The sequence below is a fragment of the Streptomyces sp. NPDC058620 genome (assembly GCF_042717135.1).
Taxonomy (GTDB): Bacteria; Actinomycetota; Actinomycetes; order Streptomycetales; family Streptomycetaceae; genus Streptomyces.
On the sequence record NZ_JBHXQO010000018.1, the window covers coordinates 70,340 to 91,992 of the forward strand.

Annotated in this window: 23 protein-coding genes; 16 read left to right on the top strand and 7 right to left on the bottom strand. The window is 71.0% G+C overall.

Going from position 1 to position 21,653, the window contains the following annotated elements; genetic code table 11:
* The first annotated feature begins 105 nt into the window (after nucleotides 1-105).
* From ACFWSK_RS19140 to ACFWSK_RS19170, 7 genes are all read left to right on the top strand, one after another.
* A complete protein-coding gene (locus ACFWSK_RS19140; protein ID WP_383787361.1) occupies nucleotides 106-777 on the top strand; it encodes a HEAT repeat domain-containing protein in 672 nt (223 codons plus the stop codon).
* A 3-nt stretch (nucleotides 778-780) separates the two neighbouring features.
* Entirely contained in the window at nucleotides 781-1,785 is a 1,005-nt protein-coding gene (locus tag ACFWSK_RS19145) for a MerR family transcriptional regulator (protein WP_383787364.1), read from the top strand.
* 126 nt (nucleotides 1,786-1,911) lie between these two features.
* A complete protein-coding gene (gene argC / locus ACFWSK_RS19150; protein ID WP_383787367.1) occupies nucleotides 1,912-2,940 on the top strand; it encodes an N-acetyl-gamma-glutamyl-phosphate reductase in 1,029 nt (342 codons plus the stop codon).
* Complete coding sequence (gene argJ / locus ACFWSK_RS19155) at nucleotides 2,937-4,091, top strand: bifunctional glutamate N-acetyltransferase/amino-acid acetyltransferase ArgJ (protein ID WP_383787370.1); 1,155 nt, start codon at nucleotides 2,937-2,939, stop codon at nucleotides 4,089-4,091. Before argC ends, argJ begins: the two co-directional genes overlap by 4 nt.
* The gene (argB, locus tag ACFWSK_RS19160) at nucleotides 4,088-5,005 is read left to right on the top strand and encodes an acetylglutamate kinase (protein WP_383787372.1); all 918 of its coding nucleotides are present in this window, start codon (nucleotides 4,088-4,090) and stop codon (nucleotides 5,003-5,005) included. Before argJ ends, argB begins: the two co-directional genes overlap by 4 nt.
* On the top strand, nucleotides 5,002-6,198 hold the full coding sequence (locus ACFWSK_RS19165; protein WP_383787375.1) for an acetylornithine transaminase: 1,197 nt from the start codon (nucleotides 5,002-5,004) through the stop codon (nucleotides 6,196-6,198). The genes argB and ACFWSK_RS19165 overlap by 4 nt, the downstream gene beginning before the upstream one ends.
* 25 nt (nucleotides 6,199-6,223) lie before the next feature.
* The gene (locus tag ACFWSK_RS19170; protein ID WP_018515284.1) at nucleotides 6,224-6,760 is read left to right on the top strand and encodes an arginine repressor; all 537 of its coding nucleotides are present in this window, start codon (nucleotides 6,224-6,226) and stop codon (nucleotides 6,758-6,760) included.
* An 8-nt stretch (nucleotides 6,761-6,768) separates the two neighbouring features.
* Here the strand turns inward: ACFWSK_RS19170 and ACFWSK_RS19175 are convergent, their stop codons facing one another.
* The 3 genes from ACFWSK_RS19175 to ACFWSK_RS19185 all read right to left on the bottom strand — a co-directional run bounded on the left by ACFWSK_RS19175 (nucleotide 6,769) and on the right by ACFWSK_RS19185 (nucleotide 9,429).
* Nucleotides 6,769-7,470: a L,D-transpeptidase gene (locus tag ACFWSK_RS19175; protein ID WP_383787377.1), complete on the bottom strand. Its 702-nt coding sequence runs from the start codon at nucleotides 7,468-7,470 to the stop codon at nucleotides 6,769-6,771.
* A gap of 64 nt (nucleotides 7,471-7,534) precedes the next feature.
* Nucleotides 7,535-8,134, bottom strand: coding sequence for a pyridoxamine 5'-phosphate oxidase family protein (locus tag ACFWSK_RS19180; protein WP_383787379.1), 600 nt, complete (start codon nucleotides 8,132-8,134; stop codon nucleotides 7,535-7,537).
* Between the two features lie 53 nt (nucleotides 8,135-8,187).
* Nucleotides 8,188-9,429 carry a hypothetical protein gene (locus ACFWSK_RS19185; RefSeq protein ID WP_383787382.1) on the bottom strand — a complete coding sequence of 414 codons (1,242 nt, stop codon included), beginning with the start codon at nucleotides 9,427-9,429 and terminating at the stop codon, nucleotides 8,188-8,190.
* A gap of 170 nt (nucleotides 9,430-9,599) precedes the next feature.
* On the opposite strand from ACFWSK_RS19185, the gene ACFWSK_RS19190 reads away from it, so the two are divergent.
* The 4 genes from ACFWSK_RS19190 to ACFWSK_RS19205 all read left to right on the top strand — a co-directional run bounded on the left by ACFWSK_RS19190 (nucleotide 9,600) and on the right by ACFWSK_RS19205 (nucleotide 14,369).
* Nucleotides 9,600-10,793, top strand: a complete 1,194-nt coding sequence (locus ACFWSK_RS19190; protein ID WP_383787385.1) for an argininosuccinate synthase — start codon at nucleotides 9,600-9,602, stop codon at nucleotides 10,791-10,793.
* A 121-nt stretch (nucleotides 10,794-10,914) separates the two neighbouring features.
* On the top strand, nucleotides 10,915-12,348 hold the full coding sequence (argH, locus tag ACFWSK_RS19195; protein ID WP_383787388.1) for an argininosuccinate lyase: 1,434 nt from the start codon (nucleotides 10,915-10,917) through the stop codon (nucleotides 12,346-12,348).
* 64 nt (nucleotides 12,349-12,412) lie between these two features.
* Nucleotides 12,413-13,384: an aldo/keto reductase gene (locus ACFWSK_RS19200; RefSeq protein WP_383787391.1), complete on the top strand. Its 972-nt coding sequence runs from the start codon at nucleotides 12,413-12,415 to the stop codon at nucleotides 13,382-13,384.
* Nucleotides 13,385-13,490: 106 nt separating this feature from the next.
* The gene (locus ACFWSK_RS19205) at nucleotides 13,491-14,369 is read left to right on the top strand and encodes a sigma-70 family RNA polymerase sigma factor (protein ID WP_383787393.1); all 879 of its coding nucleotides are present in this window, start codon (nucleotides 13,491-13,493) and stop codon (nucleotides 14,367-14,369) included.
* Nucleotides 14,370-14,400: 31 nt separating this feature from the next.
* Here the strand turns inward: ACFWSK_RS19205 and ACFWSK_RS19210 are convergent, their stop codons facing one another.
* On the bottom strand, nucleotides 14,401-14,910 hold the full coding sequence (locus ACFWSK_RS19210; RefSeq protein ID WP_383787396.1) for a hypothetical protein: 510 nt from the start codon (nucleotides 14,908-14,910) through the stop codon (nucleotides 14,401-14,403).
* Between the two features lie 102 nt (nucleotides 14,911-15,012).
* On the opposite strand from ACFWSK_RS19210, the gene ACFWSK_RS19215 reads away from it, so the two are divergent.
* Nucleotides 15,013-15,564 (top strand): TetR/AcrR family transcriptional regulator, encoded by a 552-nt coding sequence (locus ACFWSK_RS19215; RefSeq protein WP_383787399.1) that lies wholly within the window; start codon nucleotides 15,013-15,015, stop codon nucleotides 15,562-15,564.
* Entirely contained in the window at nucleotides 15,561-17,105 is a 1,545-nt protein-coding gene (locus ACFWSK_RS19220; protein ID WP_383787402.1) for an MFS transporter, read from the top strand. Before ACFWSK_RS19215 ends, ACFWSK_RS19220 begins: the two co-directional genes overlap by 4 nt.
* A gap of 80 nt (nucleotides 17,106-17,185) precedes the next feature.
* On the opposite strand, the gene ACFWSK_RS19225 is transcribed toward ACFWSK_RS19220, so the two are convergent.
* A complete protein-coding gene (locus tag ACFWSK_RS19225) occupies nucleotides 17,186-17,857 on the bottom strand; it encodes a lysophospholipid acyltransferase family protein (protein WP_383787405.1) in 672 nt (223 codons plus the stop codon).
* A gap of 233 nt (nucleotides 17,858-18,090) precedes the next feature.
* Between ACFWSK_RS19225 and ACFWSK_RS19230 the strand changes: the two genes are divergently transcribed.
* The 3 genes from ACFWSK_RS19230 (at nucleotide 18,091) to ACFWSK_RS19240 (ending at nucleotide 20,458) form a co-directional block, all read left to right on the top strand.
* The gene (locus tag ACFWSK_RS19230) at nucleotides 18,091-19,251 is read left to right on the top strand and encodes a glycerophosphodiester phosphodiesterase (protein WP_383787408.1); all 1,161 of its coding nucleotides are present in this window, start codon (nucleotides 18,091-18,093) and stop codon (nucleotides 19,249-19,251) included.
* A 117-nt stretch (nucleotides 19,252-19,368) separates the two neighbouring features.
* Complete coding sequence (locus ACFWSK_RS19235) at nucleotides 19,369-19,917, top strand: sigma-70 family RNA polymerase sigma factor (RefSeq protein ID WP_383787411.1); 549 nt, start codon at nucleotides 19,369-19,371, stop codon at nucleotides 19,915-19,917.
* A gap of 37 nt (nucleotides 19,918-19,954) precedes the next feature.
* Entirely contained in the window at nucleotides 19,955-20,458 is a 504-nt protein-coding gene (locus tag ACFWSK_RS19240) for a GNAT family N-acetyltransferase (protein WP_383787414.1), read from the top strand.
* A 21-nt stretch (nucleotides 20,459-20,479) separates the two neighbouring features.
* Here the strand turns inward: ACFWSK_RS19240 and ACFWSK_RS19245 are convergent, their stop codons facing one another.
* Complete coding sequence (locus ACFWSK_RS19245) at nucleotides 20,480-20,911, bottom strand: hypothetical protein (protein ID WP_383787417.1); 432 nt, start codon at nucleotides 20,909-20,911, stop codon at nucleotides 20,480-20,482.
* A gap of 2 nt (nucleotides 20,912-20,913) precedes the next feature.
* A complete protein-coding gene (locus ACFWSK_RS19250; protein ID WP_383787419.1) occupies nucleotides 20,914-21,273 on the bottom strand; it encodes a hypothetical protein in 360 nt (119 codons plus the stop codon).
* Nucleotides 21,274-21,653: the final 380 nt, after the last annotated feature.

Consider the following 21,653-nt stretch of genomic DNA (forward strand, 5'->3'; position numbering starts at 1 on the left):
GGTCGAGGGTCGTGGGCGACGTCGCAGAGACCCGGCGTCCCGGGGGACCGTCTTGACCTTGACACGGTGACAAGGTCTTCACTCCTGGCCAAGGAGGTGATCTCGATGAGGATCACGAGACAGGACACCGATGTGACACGAGCGCTCCAGGGGCTGGAGGACGGCAGTTCGTCCGTGCGCCTGCGGGCCGCTCTGGCGGTCGGTACGACGCCTGACCCGCGCTTCGTCGACAAGCTCATCGAGCGATGCGCGATCGAGCCCGAGTTCTTCGTCCGCGAGATGCTGACCTGGGCGCTCACCCGCTACCCGGTGTCCATGACGCTCCCCGAGCTGCTTTGCGAAGTCCGCTCGGAGCGTGCGCAGGCGCGGAGCCAGGCGCTGCACACACTGTCCAAGGTCGGGGACCGGCAGGCGTGGCCGGCGATCACACGGACGCTGTTGTCCGACGCCGACGACGAAGTGGCGCGGAGCGCCTGGCGGGCCGCGGTCCTGCTCGTACCGGAAGGCGAGGAGTCCGCTCTGGCCACGGTGCTGGCGACGCAGCTCGGGCGCGGTGAGCGGGAGACGCAGCTGAGTCTCAGCCGGGCACTGGTCGCGCTGGGTGAAGTCATCGTGCCGGCTCTGCGTGCTGCGACGACGGTCCCCGACCCGCACGTGCGTGCGCACGCGCTCGCCACGGAACGTCTGCTGCGCGACCCGGACGCCGGATTCGAGTTCGCGATCGAGGAGGCGAAGCGCGTCGTGGCCCTCGGCGGGTCCGGCCAGGAGGGACGATAGGACGTGTTGATCGGTGAGGTGGCGCGACGGTCCGGGGTCAGTGCCCGCATGCTCCGGCATTACGAGTCGCTCGGCCTGGTACGGCCTTCCGGTCGTAAGGGCTCCGGTTATCGGGAGTACTCCGTGGAGGACATCCGGCGGATCTTCCATATCGAGAGCCTGCGGTCGCTGGGGCTGTCGCTGCGTGAGATCGGTCGCGCGCTCGACGATCCCGGCTTCACGCCATCGGCGCTCGTCGGCGACCTCGTCCGTCAGACACGCGAACGCATCGAGGCCGAGACCGAGCTTCTCACGCGGCTGCGCAGGATCGATGCCGCGGACCCCGCTGGCTGGGATGACGTCCTCCAGGTCGTTGCGCTCCTCCAGGCACTGGGCTCGAAGAGCGCCGACGCCCGCCAGCGTGCGGCCCTTTCCTCGGTCGACGAGGTTCCGGTGCCGGTGGAGGCCCTGGTCGAGGCGGCTCTGAGCGAGACGGAGCCGAACGTCGCCGGAGCGCTTCGATGGGCGCTGGCGCGATCGGGCGACGGCGGCCCGGAACTCCTGGCGGAGGGCCTCGACTCACCGGTGGCAGTGGTGCGGGAACGCGCCGTCCAATCCCTCGCCGAGATGCCCGGCGGTGAGGCCGCCGTGCACCTGCGGAATGCTCTCGAAAGCCCCGACGTCGTGGTCCGCGGGTATGCGGCTCTGGCGCTCGGGACACGTGGAGTGGCCGAAGCGGTCCCGACGCTCATCGAGATGATCGTGGCAGGAAGGAACGACATCGATGCAGCCGATGCGCTGAGCGTGCTGGCGAGCGACTCCTCTGTGGCGGATCGGATCGCGACCGGGTTCGTCGACCGCCTCGCCCACGACACCACCGAAGCGCCCGCACGCGGACGGCTGACCCAGGCGCTGGCGGGCATCCCGGGAACGAGGGCGTCACGGGCCCTCGTGGAGCTGTCGCATGACGACGACCGTGCCGTTGCGCTGACCGCGGCGTACCTTCTCCGGCTACGCGACGGTCGGTGACGTACCTCTCCGGGGGCGACGCGCATCCGAAGCACTCGGTCACAAGCGGCCGGAAAGCACAGCCAAAGACCTTTGCATAAAAGTGCAGCGCTGCGTATAGTCATGCCATCAACGAGGAGGATTTCGATGGTGGTACGCGCAGCGGTAGCAGGGGCGAGCGGATATGCGGGCGGGGAGCTGCTCCGTCTCCTGCTGGTCCACCCCGAGATCGAGATCGGGGCCCTCACCGCGCATTCCAACGCGGGGCAGCAGCTCGGGCCCCTCCAGCCGCACCTGCGGCCGCTCGCCGGCCGGGTGCTCCAGCCGACCACCGCCGAGGTGCTCGCCGGGCACGACGTCGTCTTCCTCGCCCTGCCGCACGGCCAGTCCGCCGCCGTCGCCGAGCAGCTGGGGGACGAGGTGCTCGTGGTCGACATGGGCGCCGACTTCCGGCTCAAGGACGGCGCCGACTGGGAGAAGTTCTACGGTTCCGCGCACGCGGGCACCTGGCCCTACGGGCTGCCCGAGCTGCCCGGCGGCCGGGCCGCGCTGGAGGGGTCCAAGCGCATCGCGGTGCCCGGCTGCTACCCGACCGCCGTCTCCCTCGCGCTCTTCCCCGCGTACGCCGCCGGGCTCGCCGAGCCCGAGGCCGTGATCGTCGCCGCGTCCGGGACCTCCGGGGCGGGCAAGGCACTCAAGCCCCACCTCCTGGGTTCCGAGGTGATGGGCAACATGTCCCCGTACGGCGTCGGCGGAGGGCACCGGCACACGCCCGAGATGATCCAGAACCTCAGCGCCGCCGCCGGTGAACCGGTGATCGTCTCCTTCACGCCGACCCTCGCCCCCATGCCCCGCGGCATCCTCGCCACGTGCAGCGCGAAGGCGAAGCCGGGCGTGAACGCCGAGACGCTGCGTACGGCGTACGAGAAGGCATTCGCGGACGAGCCGTTCGTGGACCTGCTGCCCGACGGCCAGTGGCCCGCCACAGCGTCCGTCCACGGTTCCAACGCCGTACAGATCCAGGTCGCCCACGACGAGGCCGCGGGCCGGATGATCGTGATCAGCGCCATCGACAACCTCGCCAAGGGAACCGCCGGCGGCGCCCTTCAGAGCATGAACATCGCCCTCGGGCTCCCCGAGGACACAGGTCTTTCCACGATCGGAGTCGCACCGTGAGCGTCACGGCAGCACAGGGATTCACGGCGGCCGGTATCGCCGCCGGAATCAAGGAGAGCGGTCAACCGGACCTGGCCCTCGTGGTCAACCACGGGCCGCGTCGCGCCGCCGCGGGCGTCTTCACCTCCAACCGCGTCAAGGCCGCCCCCGTCCTCTGGTCGGAGCAGGTACTCAAGGGCGGCGAGGTCACCGCCGTCGTCCTCAACTCCGGCGGCGCCAACGCCTGTACGGGCCCGCAGGGCTTCCAGGACACCCACGCCACCGCCGAGAAGGCCGCCGAGGTCCTCGAAGGCCACAGCGCGGGCGAGATCGCGGTCGCCTCGACCGGACTCATCGGGCTGCCGCTCCCCATGGACAAGCTGCTGCCCGGCATCGAGAAGGCCGCGGCGGCGCTCAGCGAGCACGGCGGCGAGAAGGCCGCCATCGCCATCAAGACCACCGACACGGTGCACAAGACGAGCGTGGCCACCCAGGGCGGCTGGACCGTCGGCGGCATGGCAAAGGGCGCGGGCATGCTCGCCCCGGGCCTCGCCACCATGCTGGTCGTCCTCACCACCGACGCCGACGTGGAGACCCCCGCGCTCGACGCCGCACTGCGCGACGCCACCCGCACCACCTTCGACCGGGTCGACTCCGACGGCTGCATGTCGACCAACGACACCGTGCTGCTGCTCGCCTCGGGGGCGAGCGGAATCACGCCCGCGCGGGACGAGTTCGCCGAGGCGGTACGGACCGTCTGCGCCGACCTCGCCCGCCAGCTGATCGGCGACGCCGAGGGTGCCTCCAAGGACATCCGCATCGAGGTGATCAACGCCGCGACCGAGGACGACGCCGTCGAGGTCGGCCGGAGCATCGCCCGCAACAACCTCCTCAAGTGCGCCATCCACGGCGAGGACCCAAACTGGGGCCGCGTCCTGTCCGCGATCGGCACCACGAAGGCCGCCTTCGAGCCGGACCGGCTGAACGTCGCCATCAACGACGTCTGGGTCTGCAAGAACGGCGGCGTCGGCGAGGACCGCGAACTCGTCGACATGCGGTACCGCGAGGTCAGGATCACCGCGGACCTCTCCGAGGGCACGGAGTCGGCCGTCATCTGGGCCAACGACCTGACCGCGGAGTACGTCCACGAGAACAGCGCGTACAGCTCATGAGTACGCCGGCGCGGAAGCACACCGCACTGCCGAAGGCGCAGATCCTCATCGAGGCGCTGCCCTGGCTGACCCGGCACAACGGCAGGACCGTCGTCATCAAGTTCGGCGGCAACGCCATGATCGACGAGGAGCTGAAGGCCGCCTTCGCGCAGGACGTCGTCTTCCTGCGGCAGGCCGGTCTCAAGCCCGTCGTCGTGCACGGCGGCGGACCGCAGATCAGCGCCCAGCTCGACAAACAGGGCCTGGTCAGTGAGTTCAAGGCCGGACTGAGGGTCACCACGCCCGAGGCGATGGACGTCGTACGGATGGTGCTCGCCGGACAGGTCCAGCGCGAGCTGGTCGGTCTCCTCAACCAGCACGGCCCGCTCGCCGTCGGCATGACGGGCGAGGACGCCCACACCATCACCGCCGTCCAGCACCGGCCCACCATCGACGGCGAACTCGTCGACATCGGCCGGGTCGGCGAGATCACCGCGATCGACACCGGCGCCATACAGGCCCTCCTGGACGACGGCCGGATCCCGGTCGTCTCCTCCATCGCGCGCTCCGCCGACGACAACCACGTCTACAACGTCAACGCGGACACCGCGGCTGCCGCACTCGCCGCCGCGCTGAACGCCGAGACGCTGATGGTCCTCACCGACGTCGAGGGCCTCTACGAGGACTGGCCCAACAGCGACGACGTGATCAGCCGTCTCACCGCCACCGAGCTGGAGAAGCTGCTGCCCAGCCTGTCGAGCGGCATGGTCCCGAAGATGCAGGGCTGCCTCCACGCCGTACGCAACGGCGTCGAGACCGCCCGCGTCATCGACGGCCGGGTCCAGCACTCGATCCTGCTGGAGATCTTCACCGACGAAGGAGTCGGCACGATGGTCGTGCCCGACGCACCGACCGACACCCAGGGGGAGTCATGAGCAACGCGGAGCTCTCGCAGCGCTGGCGGGGCGCGCTGATGGACAACTACGGCACCCCGCAGCTCCCCCTGGTCCGCGGCGCCGGCGCCCACGTCTGGGACGCCGAAGGCACCGAATACCTCGACTTCGTCGGCGGTATCGCGGTGAACGCGCTGGGCCACGCCCACCCCGCCGTCGTCGAAGCCGTCTCCACCCAGATCGCGTCCCTCGGCCACGTCTCGAACCTCTTCATCGCCGAACCGCCCATCGCCCTGGCCGAGCGGCTGCTCCAGCTCTCCGGCCGGGCAGGGAAGGTCTACTTCTCCAACTCCGGCGCCGAGGCCAACGAAGCCGCCTTCAAGATCGGCCGGCTGACCGGGCGTACGCACATGGTCGCCACGGACGGCGGCTTCCACGGCCGGACCATGGGCGCGCTCGCCCTCACCGGCCAGCCAAAGAAGCGGGAGCCGTTCGTCCCGCTGCCCGGTGACGTCACGCATGTGCCGTACGGCGATGTCGAGGCGCTCCGCACCGCGGTGACCGCCGACACGGCGCTCCTGATCATCGAACCCGTCCAGGGTGAGAACGGCGTCGTCGTCCCGCCCAAGGGCTATCTGGAAGCGGCCAGGGAGATCACCCGGGCCACCGGCACACTGCTCGTGCTCGACGAGGTGCAGACGGGCATCGGCCGCTGCGGCCACTGGTTCGAGTACCAGGCCCACCAGGGCGTCGAGCCCGACGTGGTCACCCTCGCCAAGGGCCTCGGCGGCGGACTGCCGATCGGTGCGACCGTCGCGTTCGGCGCGGCGGCCGGCCTGCTGAAGCCCGGCCACCACGGCACGACGTTCGGTGGCAACCCGGTCGCCTGCGCGGCCGGACTCGCCGTCCTGGACACGCTCGCCGCCGACGGAACGCTCGACGAGGTGAAGCGTCTCGGAGAGAAGATCAGGGACGGTGTGGAGGGCCTCGGCCACCCCCTGGTCTCCCACGTCCGCGGCTCCGGCCTGCTGCTGGGTATCGTGCTCACCGGACCCCTCGCACCGAAGGTGCAGCAGGCGGCCCAGGGAGCCGGACTCCTGGTCAACGCGCCCGCCCCCGATGTCGTACGGCTCATGCCGCCGCTGATCATCGGCGACGCGGAGGTGGACGCGTTCCTGCGAGTCCTGCCGGGCGCTCTCGACGCGGCATACGGGGACGGACGATCCGGAGCATGACGATCCGGAGAATGAGGCGATGACGATGACCGAGGCGCAGGAAACCGAGCACGGCGGGCCGTCCGTGCCGCAGACCCGCACGGCCCGCCACCGCCGGATCGTGGACATCCTGAACCGGCAGCCGGTGCGCTCGCAGAGCCAGCTGGCCAAGCTTCTCGCCGACGACGGGCTGAGCGTCACCCAGGCGACGCTCTCCCGCGACCTGGACGAGCTGGGCGCGGTGAAGATCCGTAACACCGGGGGAGAGCTGATCTACGCGGTGCCCAGCGAGGGTGGATTCCGCACCCCGCAGGCACCGCTTGGCGGCTCCGCCAAGGAGGAGCGGATGCGCAGGCTCTCCGCCGAACTGCTCATCTCGGCGGAGGCGTCGGCCAATCTGGTGGTCCTGCGTACGCCTCCGGGAGCGGCGCAGTTCCTCGCCTCGGCCATCGACCAGGCCGAACTGCACGACATCCTCGGCACCATCGCGGGCGACGACACCCTGATGCTGATCAGCCGCGACCCGGCGGGCGGCCAGGCACTCGCCGACCACCTCCTGCGGCTCGCCCAGAACGACCGCTGACCCCACCCCTAGTAGCGGGTGATCGCCGTCCGCCCCGAACGCGTCCCGATCGCGATGTGGGGACGGCGGTCCGGATCGGCCCAGGCCAGGATCCGGCTCATCGCGGCCGCCGGTACGGAGACACAACCGGCGGTCGCACCAAGGCCGTTGACATGGAGGAAGATCCCGGCGCCCCGGCCCCGTACCGGCCACTCGTAGTTGAAGCCGACGACCAGCGCGTGCGCGTACTGCGTGCCGTAGGTGACCAGGTGCTCGGCCTCGGCGGCCCGGCAGTCCGCGGGCCGCGGCTCCACCCACCGGTTGTAGGCGTCGGCGCTGTTGTCCTGGCACCACCACGAACGGTCGTTGACGCGACGGTAGGGGTAGCGCGTCCCGGCCGGGGCCGGCTCGATCCCGAAGACGTACGGCAGGTCGTACAGACCGGCGGGCGTGGTGTCCGTGCCCTGGGCCCGCGTACTGCCCTCGGTCAGCCCCTTCGCCCCGAAGCGCGCCGGCGCCGCCCCGGCCTCCACCCAGCCGCCGCGCCTCCGCTCCCACCAGGTGACCGTGCCGGTGGTGGAGTCCTCGGACGGGGCCTCGGCGGTGATCAGCTGGGAGCCGCCGCCGGTGTCGGCGAGCCGCTCGGGAAGGGGCGGCTCGCCGGGGTCACCGGCCGCGACCGAGACCAGCAGAGTCAGCAGTACCGAACCGGTGACCAGAAGTCTGCGCATGATCCGGACCGTACGGGCCCGGCGGCCGGGCCCCCACCGCGCCTGCTCCGTACGGCCCAGCGGGTCACCCGGCGGGCGGCACCGGCATCGGAGGCAGCGGCAGGGGCAGCCCCGGCAGCCCGTCGATGCTCGTGGCGATGTCCGGCTTCTTCTCGAAGTACGCGCCGAGACTGTCGTCGTCCTCGCGCCGGAAACGGTCGGCGTGCAGCGATCGGTCCTCGTCGTAGGAGTAGTACGGCACCGCGAAACCGCAGGTGTCCCGGATCAGCTCCGCCGTCACCACGATGACCGCCCGCAGCCCGTGCGGCGAGGGGTCCACCGCCGGGAAGTGGCTCAGCAGCCCGGCGAACCGGGGATCGTCCCGGAACACCGGCTCCCCGCGCCCGTGCACCCGGACGATGTTGGGCGGCCCCTGAAAGGCGCACCACATCAGCGTGACCCGGCCGTTCTCACGGAGGTGGGCGATGGTCTCCGCAGTGCTCCCGGCGAAGTCCAGATAGGCGACGGTCCGCTCGTCGATGACGGCGAACGACCCGCTCACGCCCTTGGGGGAGAGGTTGACAGTGCCCTCCGCGCCGAGGGGGGCCGTCGCCGTGAAGAAGATGTGCTGCTCTTCTATGAAGGTCCTGAGCCATCCGTCTATACGTTCGTACGTTTTTCCCATGCGGATATTATCCGCGCCGACTCCCGTGCCCGAGGGCGTACGGGCGGGGTGTTTCAGCCGGTGGGACGCCCGCCGCGCCGCGCCCTCGCCCGCAGCAGCCGCTCCGCGGCCACCCGTGTCGCGCGCGGCCGCTCAGGAGCGGTCCGTTCGCGCAGCCAATGCTCTTCGAACCGGCCGGCGTCCGGCAGTGCGGCGAGCGTCGCGGCCCGGACCACCGCGGGCGCCGGGTCGTCCAGCAGCGGGCTCACGCACGCGAGGGTCACCGCGTCGAGCGCCCGCAGTCCGGTGACCGCGTTGACGCGCACGGCGGGGAGCGGGTGCGCAAGGAGCGTGCGCAGCGTGTCGGCGTCCGCCCGCGTCCCGCACTCGCCCAGGCCGGCCGCCGCGCCCGGGTGCGCTGCCGGCTCGGTGCACAGCGTCCGGTAGTGGGGGAGGGGATCGGCCCCGGCCTGCCGAAGGACGTAGCGCGCGCAGGCCCGTACGACGGGCGAGCGGTCGGCGAGGAACGCCTCCGCCTCACGGTGCCGTCCGGCCCCGCGCAGGGCGGTGACACCCGCCGCACGGACCCGGGGCGAGCGTGCCGCGACCAATCGGTCCACGACGGCGGGCACGGTGCCGTCCCGCAGAGCGGCGAGGGCCGCGTCCGCGCACAGGTCCTGGAGGGTGACGTCCCCTTCCGATGCGGCGATGGCGGCCAGCGTCATGGGGTTCAGCAGCCTCCGGTCGACCGCGATCCGGTGGGCGAGGCGCCGTGTCGTACGGTCCGGGTCGGCCATCAGCGCCTCGACATCGGCCGGCGGGCCCTCGCGCAGGCTGCTCTCCAGCAAGGTGCGGGCGAAACCGCCCTGCGCACGCCGTGCCAGCCGCAGGATCAGCCCGGCCAGCGGCACGAGCTCGCGTCCCGGCACCTCCGCGAGCACGACGCGGGCGCGTTCGCGCACCGGACCCGCCCAGTCCGCGCAGCGCAGCACCAGGAGCGGGCGCAGCTCCGGAGCGTCGCGCACCGAGTCGAGCGCGGCCTCGCGGACGCGGCCGTCGGGGTGGCACAGGGCCAGTGCGAGCGGGATTCGCCGGCCCGGCGCACTCGGCCGGCCGAGTGGGGGCGGCGGGCTCAGCCACCGGCGGCGCACCGGAGGCTCCGGCCGCAGCGGGGACCACGCACTCCGGTCCAGCTCCCGTGCACCGGCGTCGAGGGCCACCCATGCCGCGGCCGATGTGGTGTCCAGGGCCTTGTGCAGCGGCATGCCAAGGGCCAGCTGCTCGGCCGCTCCGCCGTGACTGTCGCCGTGCTCCATGGTCTTCCTCCCCCTCGCCGGGTGCCGATCGTAGAGGAGCGTGCGGCCGGGAGGCGCCGCATTTTCGAGGCCGCTGTGCTGGCCGAACCGTCCTGACCTGGAGCTTTGACAAACCATACGGTCGACTGCATAGTTATACCCATCAGTGATTGCACCGTAAGGAGAAACCCGTGACCGAGCGCGTCGTACTCGCCTACTCGGGCGGCCTGGACACCTCCGTCGCCATCGGCTGGATCGCCGAGGAGACGGGCGCCGAGGTCATCGCCGTTGCCGTGGACGTCGGCCAGGGCGGCGAGGACCTGGACGTCATCCGCAAGCGCGCGCTCGCCTGCGGCGCCGTCGAAGCCGAGGTCGCGGACGCCAAGGACGAGTTCGCCGAGGAGTACTGCCTCCCGGCGATCAAGGCCAACGCCCTCTACATGGACCGCTATCCGCTGGTCTCGGCCCTCTCCCGGCCGACGATCGTCAAGCACCTCGTCGCCGCCGCCAAGAAGCACAACGCGGGCGTCGTCGCCCACGGCTGCACCGGCAAGGGCAACGACCAGGTCCGCTTCGAGGCCGGTATCTCCGCGCTCGGCCCCGACCTGAAGTGCATCGCCCCGGTCCGCGACTACGCGATGACCCGCGACAAGGCGATCGCCTTCTGCGAGGAGAAGAACCTCCCGATCGCGACCACCAAGAAGTCCCCGTACTCCATCGACCAGAACGTCTTCGGGCGCGCGGTCGAGACGGGCTTCCTGGAGGACATCTGGAACGCGCCGATCGAGGACATCTACGAGTACACGCAGAACCCGGCCACTCCCCGCGAGGCCGACGAGGTCGTCATCTCCTTCAAGGAGGGCGTCCCGGTCGCCATCGACGGCAAGCCCGTCACCGTGCTCCAGGCGATCCAGCAGCTCAACGAGCGCGCCGGAGCCCAGGGCATCGGCCGGATCGACATGGTCGAGGACCGGCTCGTGGGCATCAAGTCCCGCGAGGTGTACGAGGCCCCCGGCGCGATCGCACTGATCACCGCGCACCAGGAGCTGGAGAACGTCACGGTCGAGCGCGAGCTGGCCCGCTACAAGCGGCAGGTCGAGCAGCGCTGGGGCGAGATGGTCTACGACGGCCTGTGGTTCTCCCCGCTCAAGCGCGCCCTGGACGGCTTCATCAACGAGGCCAACCAGCACGTCACCGGTGACATCCGGATGACCCTGCACGCCGGCCGCGCGGTCGTCACCGGCCGGAAGTCCGAGCAGTCGCTCTACGACTTCAACCTCGCCACCTACGACTCGGGCGACACGTTCGACCAGTCCAAGGCGCAGGGCTTCATCGAGATCTTCGGCCTGTCCTCGAAGATCGCGGCCAAGCGCGACCTGGCCTGACACACTTTCAGCCCCTCCGGCGTTCAAGGAGCGGGGTCCGGGGGCGGAGCCCCCGGTTACGGGAAGGGGCGGGGCGGGGAGAAGATCCCCGCCCCGCCCCGACGCACAACGAGGAGCAACCGTGAGCAGCAACACCGGCGATGTCCGCCTCTGGGGCGGCCGGTTCGCCGACGGCCCCGCCGAGGCCCTGGCGAAACTCTCCGCCTCGGTCCACTTCGACTGGCGCCTGGCCCCGTACGACATCGCGGGCTCCCGCGCCCACGCGCGGGTGCTGCACAAGGCCGGGCTGCTCACCGAGGACGAGCTGACCCGCATGCTCGCCGGACTCGACCGGCTCGAGGAGGACGTCGCCTCGGGCACCTTCGTCGGCACCATCGCCGACGAGGACGTCCACACCGCCCTGGAACGCGGCCTGCTGGAGCACCTCGGCCCCGACCTCGGCGGCAAGCTGCGCGCGGGCCGCTCCCGCAACGACCAGGTCGCCACCCTCTTCCGGATGTACCTGCGTGACCACGCCCGGATCATCGGCGGTCTCGTCGCCGAGCTCCAGGACGCCCTGGTCGGTCTCGCCGAGGCCCACCCGGACGTGGCCATGCCCGGCCGTACGCACCTCCAGCACGCCCAGCCGGTCCTCTTCGCCCACCACGTCCTGGCCCATGTGCAGTCCCTGTCCCGGGACGCCGAGCGGCTGCGCCAGTGGGACGAGCGGACCGCCGTTTCGCCGTACGGCTCCGGCGCGCTGGCCGGCTCGTCCCTGGGCCTCGACCCGGAGGCGGTCGCCGCCGACCTCGGCTTCGAGCACGGCTCCGTCGCCAACTCCATCGACGGCACGGCCTCCCGCGACTTCGTGGCCGAGTTCGCCTTCATCACCGCGATGACCGGGATCAACCTCTCCCGGATCGCGGAGGAGATCATCATCTGGAACACGAAGGAGTTCTCCTTCGTCACCCTGCACGACGCCTTCTCCACCGGCTCATCGATCATGCCGCAGAAGAAGAACCCGGACATCGCCGAGCTGGCGCGCGGCAAGTCGGGGCGCCTCATCGGCAATCTGACGGGCCTGATGGCCACGCTCAAGGCCCTCCCGCTCGCGTACAACCGCGACCTCCAGGAGGACAAGGAGCCGGTCTTCGACTCCTGCGACCAGCTCGAAGTCCTGCTGCCCGCCTTCACCGGCATGATGGCGACGCTCACCGTCAACCGGGAGCGCATGGAGGAGCTGGCCCCCGCCGGCTTCTCGCTCGCCACCGACATCGCCGAGTGGCTCGTCAAGCAGGGTGTCCCGTTCCGGGTCGCGCACGAGGTCGCGGGCGAGTGCGTCAAGGAGTGCGAGCAGCACGGCATCGAGCTGGACCAGCTCACCGACGAGCAGTTCGCGAAGATCTCCGAGCACCTCACCCCGGAGGTTCGGACGGTCCTCAACGTGAAGGGCGCCCTCGCCTCCCGCGACGGGCGCGGCGGTACGGCCCCGTCCGCCGTCGCGATCCAGCTCGCCGAGGTGAAGGCCGATCTGGCGGCGCAGCACGCCTGGGCGACGGCCCGCCTGCAGGTGTAGGAACGGCGTCGCGGGCTACGTTGGACGGGAAGGATTCCCCCCCCCGACCCACGAGGAGCCCGCGATGCCCTTCGCCAGGCTGGCCACCGCTACGACCCCGACCGCCCACATCGGTTTGGGCCTGGCCGCCGTCGCCAGACCCGGCTACATCAACCTCCACCGCGACCGGGACCTCCCCGACGAGCGCAGTGTCGAGGCCCTGCGCGCCCGCACGCACGAACTCCTCGACGCCGCCTACGCCCAGGGCGTCCGCTACTTCGACGCCGCCCGCTCCTACGGCCGCTCCGAGGAGTTCCTCGCCGACTGGCTGACGGCCCGTCCCGAGGTCACCGACGTCGTCGTCGGCAGCAAGTGGGGCTACACCTACACCGCCGACTGGCGGGTGGACGCCGAGGACCACGAGATCAAGGATCACGGCCTCGCCACGTACGAGCGCCAGCGCGCCGAGACCCACGCCCTGCTGGGGGACCGGCTCGACCTCTACCAGATCCACTCCGTGACAGCCGACAGCCCGGCCCTCACCGACAAGGAACTGCACGCGCGCCTCGCCGAGCACGCGGCCGAGGGCGTCACCGTCGGACTCTCCACCAGTGGTCCCGGCCAGGCCGACGCCATCCGCGCCGCGCTCGCCGTCACCGTCGACGGCGCACCCCTCTTCCGTACCGTCCAGGCCACCTACAACGTGCTGGAGACCTCCGCGGGACCCGCGCTCGCCGACGCCCACGACGCCGGGCTCACCGTGATCGTCAAGGAGGGCATGGCCAACGGCCGGCTCGCGGGCACCGAGGCCCCCGCCGTCGTACGGGAGATCGCCGCGGAGGCGGGTCTCGACAGTGATGCCGTCGCCCTCGCGCTCGTCCTGCACCAGCCGTGGGCCGGCGTCGTCCTCTCCGGCGCGGCCACGGTCGCCCAGCTCGCCGGGAACCTCCACGCGGCCGTCCTCGACCTCGACGAGGAGCGGCGGGCCCGGCTGGACGCGCTGGTCGAGGAGCCGGAGGCGTACTGGCGCCACCGCGCCTCCTTGCCCTGGAGCTGAGGGCTGGGCCGAGCCCCGAGGCTGGTCCCGGAACTCGGCGGAACCCGTCACATCCCGCCCCTTTGATCCGTCAGAGTGACACGGGGCCGAGACGGAGGATGGGGCAGTGGACGAGAACGTGTACCTCGCGGAGCGTTTTGAGGAGAACCGGGACCACCTGAAGGCGGTCGCCCACCGGATGCTCGGCTCGCGGAACGAGGCCGAGGACGCGGTCCAGGAGGCGTGGCTGCGGCTGAGCCGCTCCGGGGCCGGAGACATCGAGAATCTGGGCGGCTGGCTGACCACCGTCGTCGGCCGCGTCTGCCTGGACATGCTGCGCTCGCGCCGCTCCCGGCGGGAGGAGCCCTTCGACCCGCCGACGGTACCCGCGCCCGAGCCGGTGAAGGGCGGGCGGAACAGCGGTGACCCGGAGGAGCAGGCGCTGCTGGCGGACTCCGTCGGGCTGGCCATGTTCGTGGTGCTGGAGACCCTGGAGCCGGCCGAGCGGCTGGCGTTCGTCCTGCACGACATGTTCGCCGTGCCCTTCGACGAGGTCGCCCGGATCGTGGACCGGACCCCGGCGGCCGCCCGTCAGCTGGCCAGCCGGGCCCGTCGCCGGGTGCGGGGGGCCGAACCCGTCACCGACCCGGACCTGGCGCGTCGGCGCACCGTGGTGGACGCCTTCCTCGCCGCCGCCCGCAACGGCGAGTTCGAGGCCCTCGTCGCCGTGCTCGACCCGGATGTCGTGGCACGCTCCGACATGGGCGCGGGCCTCGCGGTGCGCGGAGCCGCCGCGGTCGCCGGCCAGGCGATCATGTTCGCGCCGTTCGCCCTGTCCGCGCAGCTCGTTCTCGTCGACGGGGAGCTGGGCGTCGTATCGATCCGCGAGGGGCAGCAGTTTTCCCTCATGAGGTTCACGTTCAGGGACGGTCGGATCGCGTCCCTGAACGCGATCACCGACCGCGCCCACCTGCGCGACCTGGATCTCATGCTGCTCGCCGACTGACGTCCGTACCGGCCACCGCGGGGCCGCGGGTTCAGTCCCCGGCCCACGCGGCGAGTGCGTCGAAGTCGGCCTGTTCCAGACCGACCCACGGATCGATCCGCCGCAGCAGCGACCGGGCGGGGTGATGGGCAGCCACCCATGCCCGGTCCCGCTCGGTGATCTCGTCGTCGATCCAGGCGAAGGGCCGCCCGGCCGCGTACTCCACGACATGACGGGTCTTCCAGAACAAACCGTCCGGGGTGCTGCCCAGGAGTGAGGGCCACTCGACGTACGGCAGCGCGGGCAGCCCCAGCAGCGGGGCGATCCACTCGTTGGCCTCGTTCATCCACGTTGAGGCCCAGGCCAGTTCGTACCGGTCACCGGCGAGGGCCAGCAACGCTCCGCCGTGCCCGGGATTCAGCAGGACCGGCAGCGCCGGCCCTTCCGTCCACCCGGACGGCCGCATGAGGTGCTGGCGATATCCGTCCGGCGTACCGGGACGGGACAGGGCCAGGTACGGGTTGAGCGGACCGTCGATATCGATCAGCAACAGCGGCTTCATGGCCTCATGGTGCCCGCCGCTGCCGGGCGGTGCGATCGGTTGGCCTTGGTGAGGCAGGAATGTGGTGAGACAGGGTTGTCTCATGTGAGTTATGGTTGTCTCATGACTCTGGACCGTGAGCAGGTGCTGCGCAGCGCTGCCGCTCTGCTGACCCACAAATCCACCGCCACCATGGACGAGGTGGCCAAGGCCGCCGGCATCGGCCGCGCCACGCTGCACCGTCACTTCGCCGGGCGGGACGCCCTGGTCAAGGCGCTGGAGAATCTGGGCATCCAGGAATTCGAGACGGCCCTGGATGCCGCCGCGCTGGACGAGGGCAGTGCGGAGGGCGGCCTGCGCCGCTTCGTCGCCGCCGTCGAACCCAGCGCGGGGCTGCTCTCGTTCCTCGTCACCGAGAACCAGCTCTTCGAGGGCGACGAGGTGAACGAGGGCTGGAACCGGCTCGACGCCCGCGTCGCCGCCTTCTTCCGGCGCGGCCAGGAGCGCGGCGAATTCCGCATCGACCTCACGCCCGCCTGGCTGACCGAGGCCCTCTACGGGCTGATCGGCACCGGCGCCTGGGCCGTACAGGTCGGCAGAGTCGCCCCCAAGGACTTTCAGTACATGATCGTCGAGTTGTTGATCGGCGGAGCACGCCGGAGCGTGGAGCAATGAGCAGCATCGCCCAGACATCGCACACCACGGACATCGTGCGCCGGCCGGGACGGTGGATCGCTCTGGCCGTCCTCGTCCTCGCCGTGCTGCTGGTGGCCGTCGACGCCACCGTCCTCGGACTGGCGACCCCCTTCCTCAGCGAGGACCTCGCGCCGACCGGCACCCAGCTGCTCTGGATCGGTGACGTCTACTCCTTCGTCATCGCCGGACTGCTCGTCTCCATGGGCAGCCTCGGCGACCGCATCGGCCGCAAGAAGCTGCTGCTGACCGGCGCCGTCGCGTTCGGTGCGGTCTCGGTGCTCAACGCCTACGCGACCAGCCCGGAGATGATGATCCTGGCCCGGGCGCTGCTCGGTGTCGCGGGCGCCACCCTGATGCCCTCCACGCTCGCCCTGATCCGCAACCTCTTCCACGACCCTCGGGAACGCAGCCTCGCGGTCGGCATCTGGGGCGCCATGGCCTCCGCCGGCGCGGCCGTCGGCCCCGTCGTGGGCGGTTTCCTGCTCGAACACTTCTGGTGGGGCTCGGTCTTCCTGATCAACCTCCCGGTGATGGCCGTCCTGGTCGTGGTCGGCATCAAGATGATCCCCGAATCCAAGAACCCGGCACCGGGCCCCTGGGACCTCCTCAGTGTCGGACTCTCGCTCATCGGCATGATCGGCGTCGTGTACGCCATCAAGGAACTGGCCGCCCACGGCGGGAGCGGGGAGGTGGCGGCCTCGGCCGTCATCGGGGCGGCGGCGCTCGCCTGGTTCGTACGCAGGCAACTGAAGCTGCCCGCACCGCTGCTGGACATGCGGCTCTTCCACCACCGGGGCTTCTCCGGCGCGGTACTCGCCGACCTGCTGACCATCCTGGGTCTGGCCGGACTGATCTTCTTCCTCTCCCAGTTCCTGCAACTGGTCCAGGGCCGCGGCCCGCTGGAGGCCGGCCTCGCCGAACTGCCCGCGGCCATCGGCGCGGTGGCCGCGGGACTGATGGCCGGGCTGGTGGCCCGCCGCTACTCCGTGCGCTCGGTGGTGACCGGCGGACTCGCCGCCGTCGGGGTGGCGCTCGCCTCGGTGACCCTGCTGAGCAAGGACACCGGGTACCCGATGCTCGGAGCGATGCTGCTGGTCGTCGGAGTCGGTGCCGGTTTCGCCTTCACCGTCACCGCCGACGTCATCCTCTCCACCGTCCCCAAGGAGCAGGCGGGCTCGGCGTCCGCGGTCTCCGAGACGGCGTACGAGCTCGGCGCGGCCCTCGGCATCGCCATTCTCGGCTCGATCGTCACGGGCGTCTACCAGGGCTTCGAGACCCCGGCCGGCATCGGGTCCGGCACGGCGGAGGCCGCCCACCAATCGCTGGGCGGCGCGGTCGAAGCGGCCTCCACGCTTCCCGCCGCCCAGGCGGCGCCCCTGGTGGAGGCAGCGCAGGAGGCGTTCGTCGAGGGGCTGCGGTACGCGGCGGGCATCGGCGCCGCCGTCCTCCTGGCGACAGCCGTGGCCGCCTGGTTCCTGCTGCGGGGCCAGAAGCTGGAGGACGGCGTCGAGCACCCGTAGCACGCGGTGTCACACGGAAGGGCCCGTACCCCCGACTGGCCGGGGTACGGGCCCTTCCGATCGACGCGGAGCGTGTCAGCTCACGCGGCCTTGGCCTTCGTGGCGTACATGTCGACGTACTCCTGGCCGGAGAGCCGCATCACTTCGGCCATCACCGAGTCCGTCACCGCACGCAGCACATAGCGGTCGCGGTCCATGCCCTCGTAGCGCGAGAACTCCATCGGCTCGCCGAAACGGACCGTGACCTTGCCCGGCCGGGGCAGCCCGGCGCCGCCCGGCTGAAGCTTGTCGGTGCCGATCATCGCGAACGGGACAACGGGGGCGCCCGTCATCAGGGTCAGCCGCGCGATGCCCGTACGGCCGCGGTAGAGCCGGCCGTCGGGGGAGCGGGTGCCCTCCGGGTAGATCGCGAAGGCGTGGCCCTCGTCCAGCACCCGGCGGCCCGTCATCAGCGCCGCGACGCCACCGCGCCCGCCGTCCCGGTCCACCGGGATCATCCCGCAGCCCGTGAAGAACCAGGCCATCAGCTTGCCCTTGAGGCCCTTGCCCGTGACGTACTCGTCCTTGCCGATGTAGAACACTGGCCGGTCGCAGCAGATCGGCATGATCATCGAGTCGATGAACGTGAGGTGGTTGCCCGCGAGAATCACCGGCCCGGTCCCGGGAATGTTCTTGGCGCCTTCCACCTGTGGGCGGAACATCAGGCGCAGGATCGGTCCGAGCACTGCCTTGATGACCGTGAGACGGGACAACGGTTCCTCCGGTGTCGTGGCCGGGCGGCCGGGGCGGGTGCGAATGAAGGTCCGTGCAGGTGAGGACGATACTCGCGGGTACTCACTGATCGCACATCGGGTTCACGCACTGGATACGCAGTGTTGACGTGTGTTTCCGCCACGTTCGTCCAGAAGCAGCCCCACCGATGGCGTAGCTGCCTACGATCGGGCCTCGCTCGACCAGGTGCCGGACATCACAGCGAGGAGCATTCATGACAGAGCGTGCGCAGACGAGCCCCGGCAGGCGGGCCCTGCTGGGGGCCGCGGTGCTCGGCACGGCGGCCCTCGGCCTGCCCGGGACGGCCGCCGCCACCGAGCGCGGCGCCGACGGGCGGGGCAAGGGCCGCGGCGGCTACCGCGACCTGCCCGTTCCGACCGTCATAGGCCACCGTGGTGCCAGCGGCTACCGGCCCGAGCACACCCTCGGCGCCTACCAGCTGGCCCTGGACATGGGCGCGCACATCGTCGAGCAGGACCTCGTGCCGACGAAGGACGGTCACCTCGTCTGCCGCCACGAGAACGACATCACCGGCACCACGGACGTCGCCGAGCACCCCGAGTTCGCGAGCCGCAGGGCGACGAAGAAGGTCGACGGTGTCTCGTTCACCGGCTGGTTCACCGAGGACTTCACCCTCGCCGAACTGAAGACGCTGCGCGCCAAGGAGCGCATCCCCGGCACCCGCCAGGAGAACACCCTCTACGACGGCCGCTGGGAGATCCCCACCTTCGAGGAGGTCCTGCGCTGGGCCGACCAGGAAGGACGCAGGCGCGGCGCACCGGTCTGGCTGTACGTCGAGACGAAGCACCCCACGTACTTCCGGTCCCTCGGCCTCGGTCTGGAGGAGCCGCTCGCCCGCCTCCTGCGGCGCCACGGCCGCCACCGCGCGAACTCCCCGCTCATCCTGCAGTCCTTCGAGCCGAGCTCGATGCAGCGGCTCGCGAAGCTCGTCGCCACGCCCAGGGTCGTTCTGCTGTCGGGCGCCGCGACGCGCCCCTGGGACTTCGTCGAGGCCGGCGACCCGCGCACCGTCGCCGAGCTCGTCCAGCCCGCCGGCCTGAAGTGGATGGCCTCCTTCGCACAGGGCATCGGCCCCACGCTGGACCTGATCATCCCCAAGGACGGTGCGGGACGGCTCACCACGCCGACCACCCTGGTGCGGGACGCGCACCAGCAGGGCCTGATCCTGCACCCGTACACGATGCGCAACGAGAACAGCTTCCTGCCCGCCGAGTTCCGCCGGGGGACCGACCCCGCCGCGTACGGTGACGCGTTCGGCGCGCTCCGGACGTACTTCGAGGCAGGCATCGACGGCGTCTTCTCCGACAACCCGGACACCGCACTGCTCGCCGCGGCCGACTTCACCCGGGACTGATCCACGGGGGACCGCTGTACCCCGGGAGCCGCGTCAGCACCCGGCCGGGCGCACCCCGGTCGGGTGGCACTCCCCGCGCACGGCAACCGGCCGCCCGCACGGCACGTCGGGTGGGGCATGACGCTTATCGATCATGCCCCGCCCCCTGCCGGTCCGGCCGTCGTACAAGCCCTGCTCCCGCTGATCCGCGCGGAGGCGAGGGCCGAGGCCCAGGCCGCATCGGCCGACCCCGCCGATCTCGAACAGGCCGTATGGCTCCGGCTCTTCGAGCGCCTCGACGCCCAGGGTCCGCCCGCCGACCCGGCCCGCTGGGTGCGCGGCGCGGTACGAGGGGAGGCGCGGCGGACCCGGCGAACGGCCCGTCACGAGTACGCGTACGGCAGCGCCGAGCCCGCCGCGGACCACTACGGCTGCCCGGAGCGCACCGCCCTCGGCGCCGACACACGGCGGGTGTTACGCACGGCGGTGGAACGTCTGCCCGGAAGGTGCGCGCAGCTGCTCGACGCGATGCTTTCCCCAGCCGATCCGACCTACCGGGAAATCGCAGGAAGGTTGGGTATGTCACAGGGGAGTTTGGGTCCGATGCGTTCCCGATGCCTTGGATGTCTGCGCAGAATGCTCGCGGCGGAGGTTGTAGCTCCTGAACTGCGGGGAAAGGAGCGGTAGACAACCGGCGGATCAGGTGAGCGGGAGGCATGCACACATGGGCATGAGCGTGACCATCTCGGCGGCGGACACACAGGACGCCGAGCAGATATTCAAACTCCGATACCTCTGTTTCCAGAGCGAGGCGGAGCTCTACGGCAACTACCGGATCGACCCGCTCGTGCAGACCCTCGACTCGGTCCGCGTGGAAGTCGAAGCGGACCTGGTGTTCGTGGCCCGGCTCGGTGACGAAGTCGTGGGTTCGGTACGCGGTTTCTCCGACCAGGACGGCACCGGGCAGATCGGCAAGCTCTGCGTGCACCCCCGGCTCCAGGGCCACGGCCTCGGCGCCCGTCTGCTGCGCGCCGCGGAGTCGGGTCTCACGAACGGCCGCGCGGCCACCCGCTTCCGGATCCACACCGGACACCGGAGCGAGACCAATCTGCGGCTGTACCGCAGGGAGGGTTACGCACGGGTGGGGGACGCCACCGGACAGGACGGCGTCCGGCTGATCCTGCTGGAGAAGCACGCCGCCGCACCGGCCTACGTGGCCAGCGCCTGACGGCTCGTCGTACGCGGGTGGCTACGCGACCTTCGCGCGTCGCAGCCAGATCATCCCGGTGATCGGCAGGATCACCGGGATGAGCAGATAGCCCGTACCGAAGTCCGACCAGACGGTGGCGTCGGGGAAGGCCGACGGCTCCACCATCGTCCACGTACCCACGACGAGCACACCCACGAGTTCGGCGGCACAGCACACCAGCGCCGCCCTGCGTGCCTTCTCCCCGCCGCGCACCAGCGAGTACGTGATGAAGCCGTACACGACGGCGGCGACGGCCGACAGCACGTAGGCCAGCGGCGCCCTGTCGAAGTCCAGGATCATCTGGACGACCGAGCGGGAGGCGGCGGCCACGGTGAACACCCCGTAGAACCACACCAGTACGCGCCCCGGCCCGGTGCCGAGTTCGAACGGCTGCCTGCGGGAACCCTCGGTGGTGCGCTCGGTGCCGGTCACGGTCAGTTTCCCCAGATGTCGTAGAGCCGTACTTCGAGGACGGCCAGCACGACCGCCCCCGCCGCCACCGTCACCGATCCCCAGCGGGTCCGCTCGGTCAGCGACAGGAAACCGGCCGCGGGCACGGCGGCGAAGGCACCGATCAGATAGGCGATGAAGACGGTCATCCCCTGCTCCGGCCGCTCGCCACGGGCCAGCTGCACGATTCCGACGACCAGCTGCGCCAGCGCCAGTACGGACACGACGGCCATCCCTATGAAGTGCCAGTCCTTCGTCGGCTGGTCACGGAAAGCGGCGAGTCCGCACCAGGCGGCAAGGGCGAGCGCGGACACGGCGACCGCGACCGTCAGGGCGTCAAGCATGAAGCGAGGGTATTACGTGCGGGCAGAGGCCCCGTGTGTAGGCCCCCTGTCCGCCCGGCCCCGGGACACGGGCACCCTCCGGGGCCGGCGGGAGGAAGGCCCGGGGCCCTGTGGCCGGAGCGGCCGGCCCTGCGGCCGGAGCGAAGATCGTGGCCTTCGCCACAGCGGACCCTGACACCGGGGCGTGCCCAACCAGGCCCCCGCCGCCGTCCCACCCGTATCGGCGCAGGTCACAGCCGTGTTCGCGAAATCTCACCCGTCCCCGAGTGGCAGCTGGAGCGAGCATCCACGCTTGTCCGCTATCCGGACAGGCCGACCGGTGCGGGGGTGACGTCTGTTTTACTTGGGCCATGACCACGACGAGCTGCCGCATCCCTGCG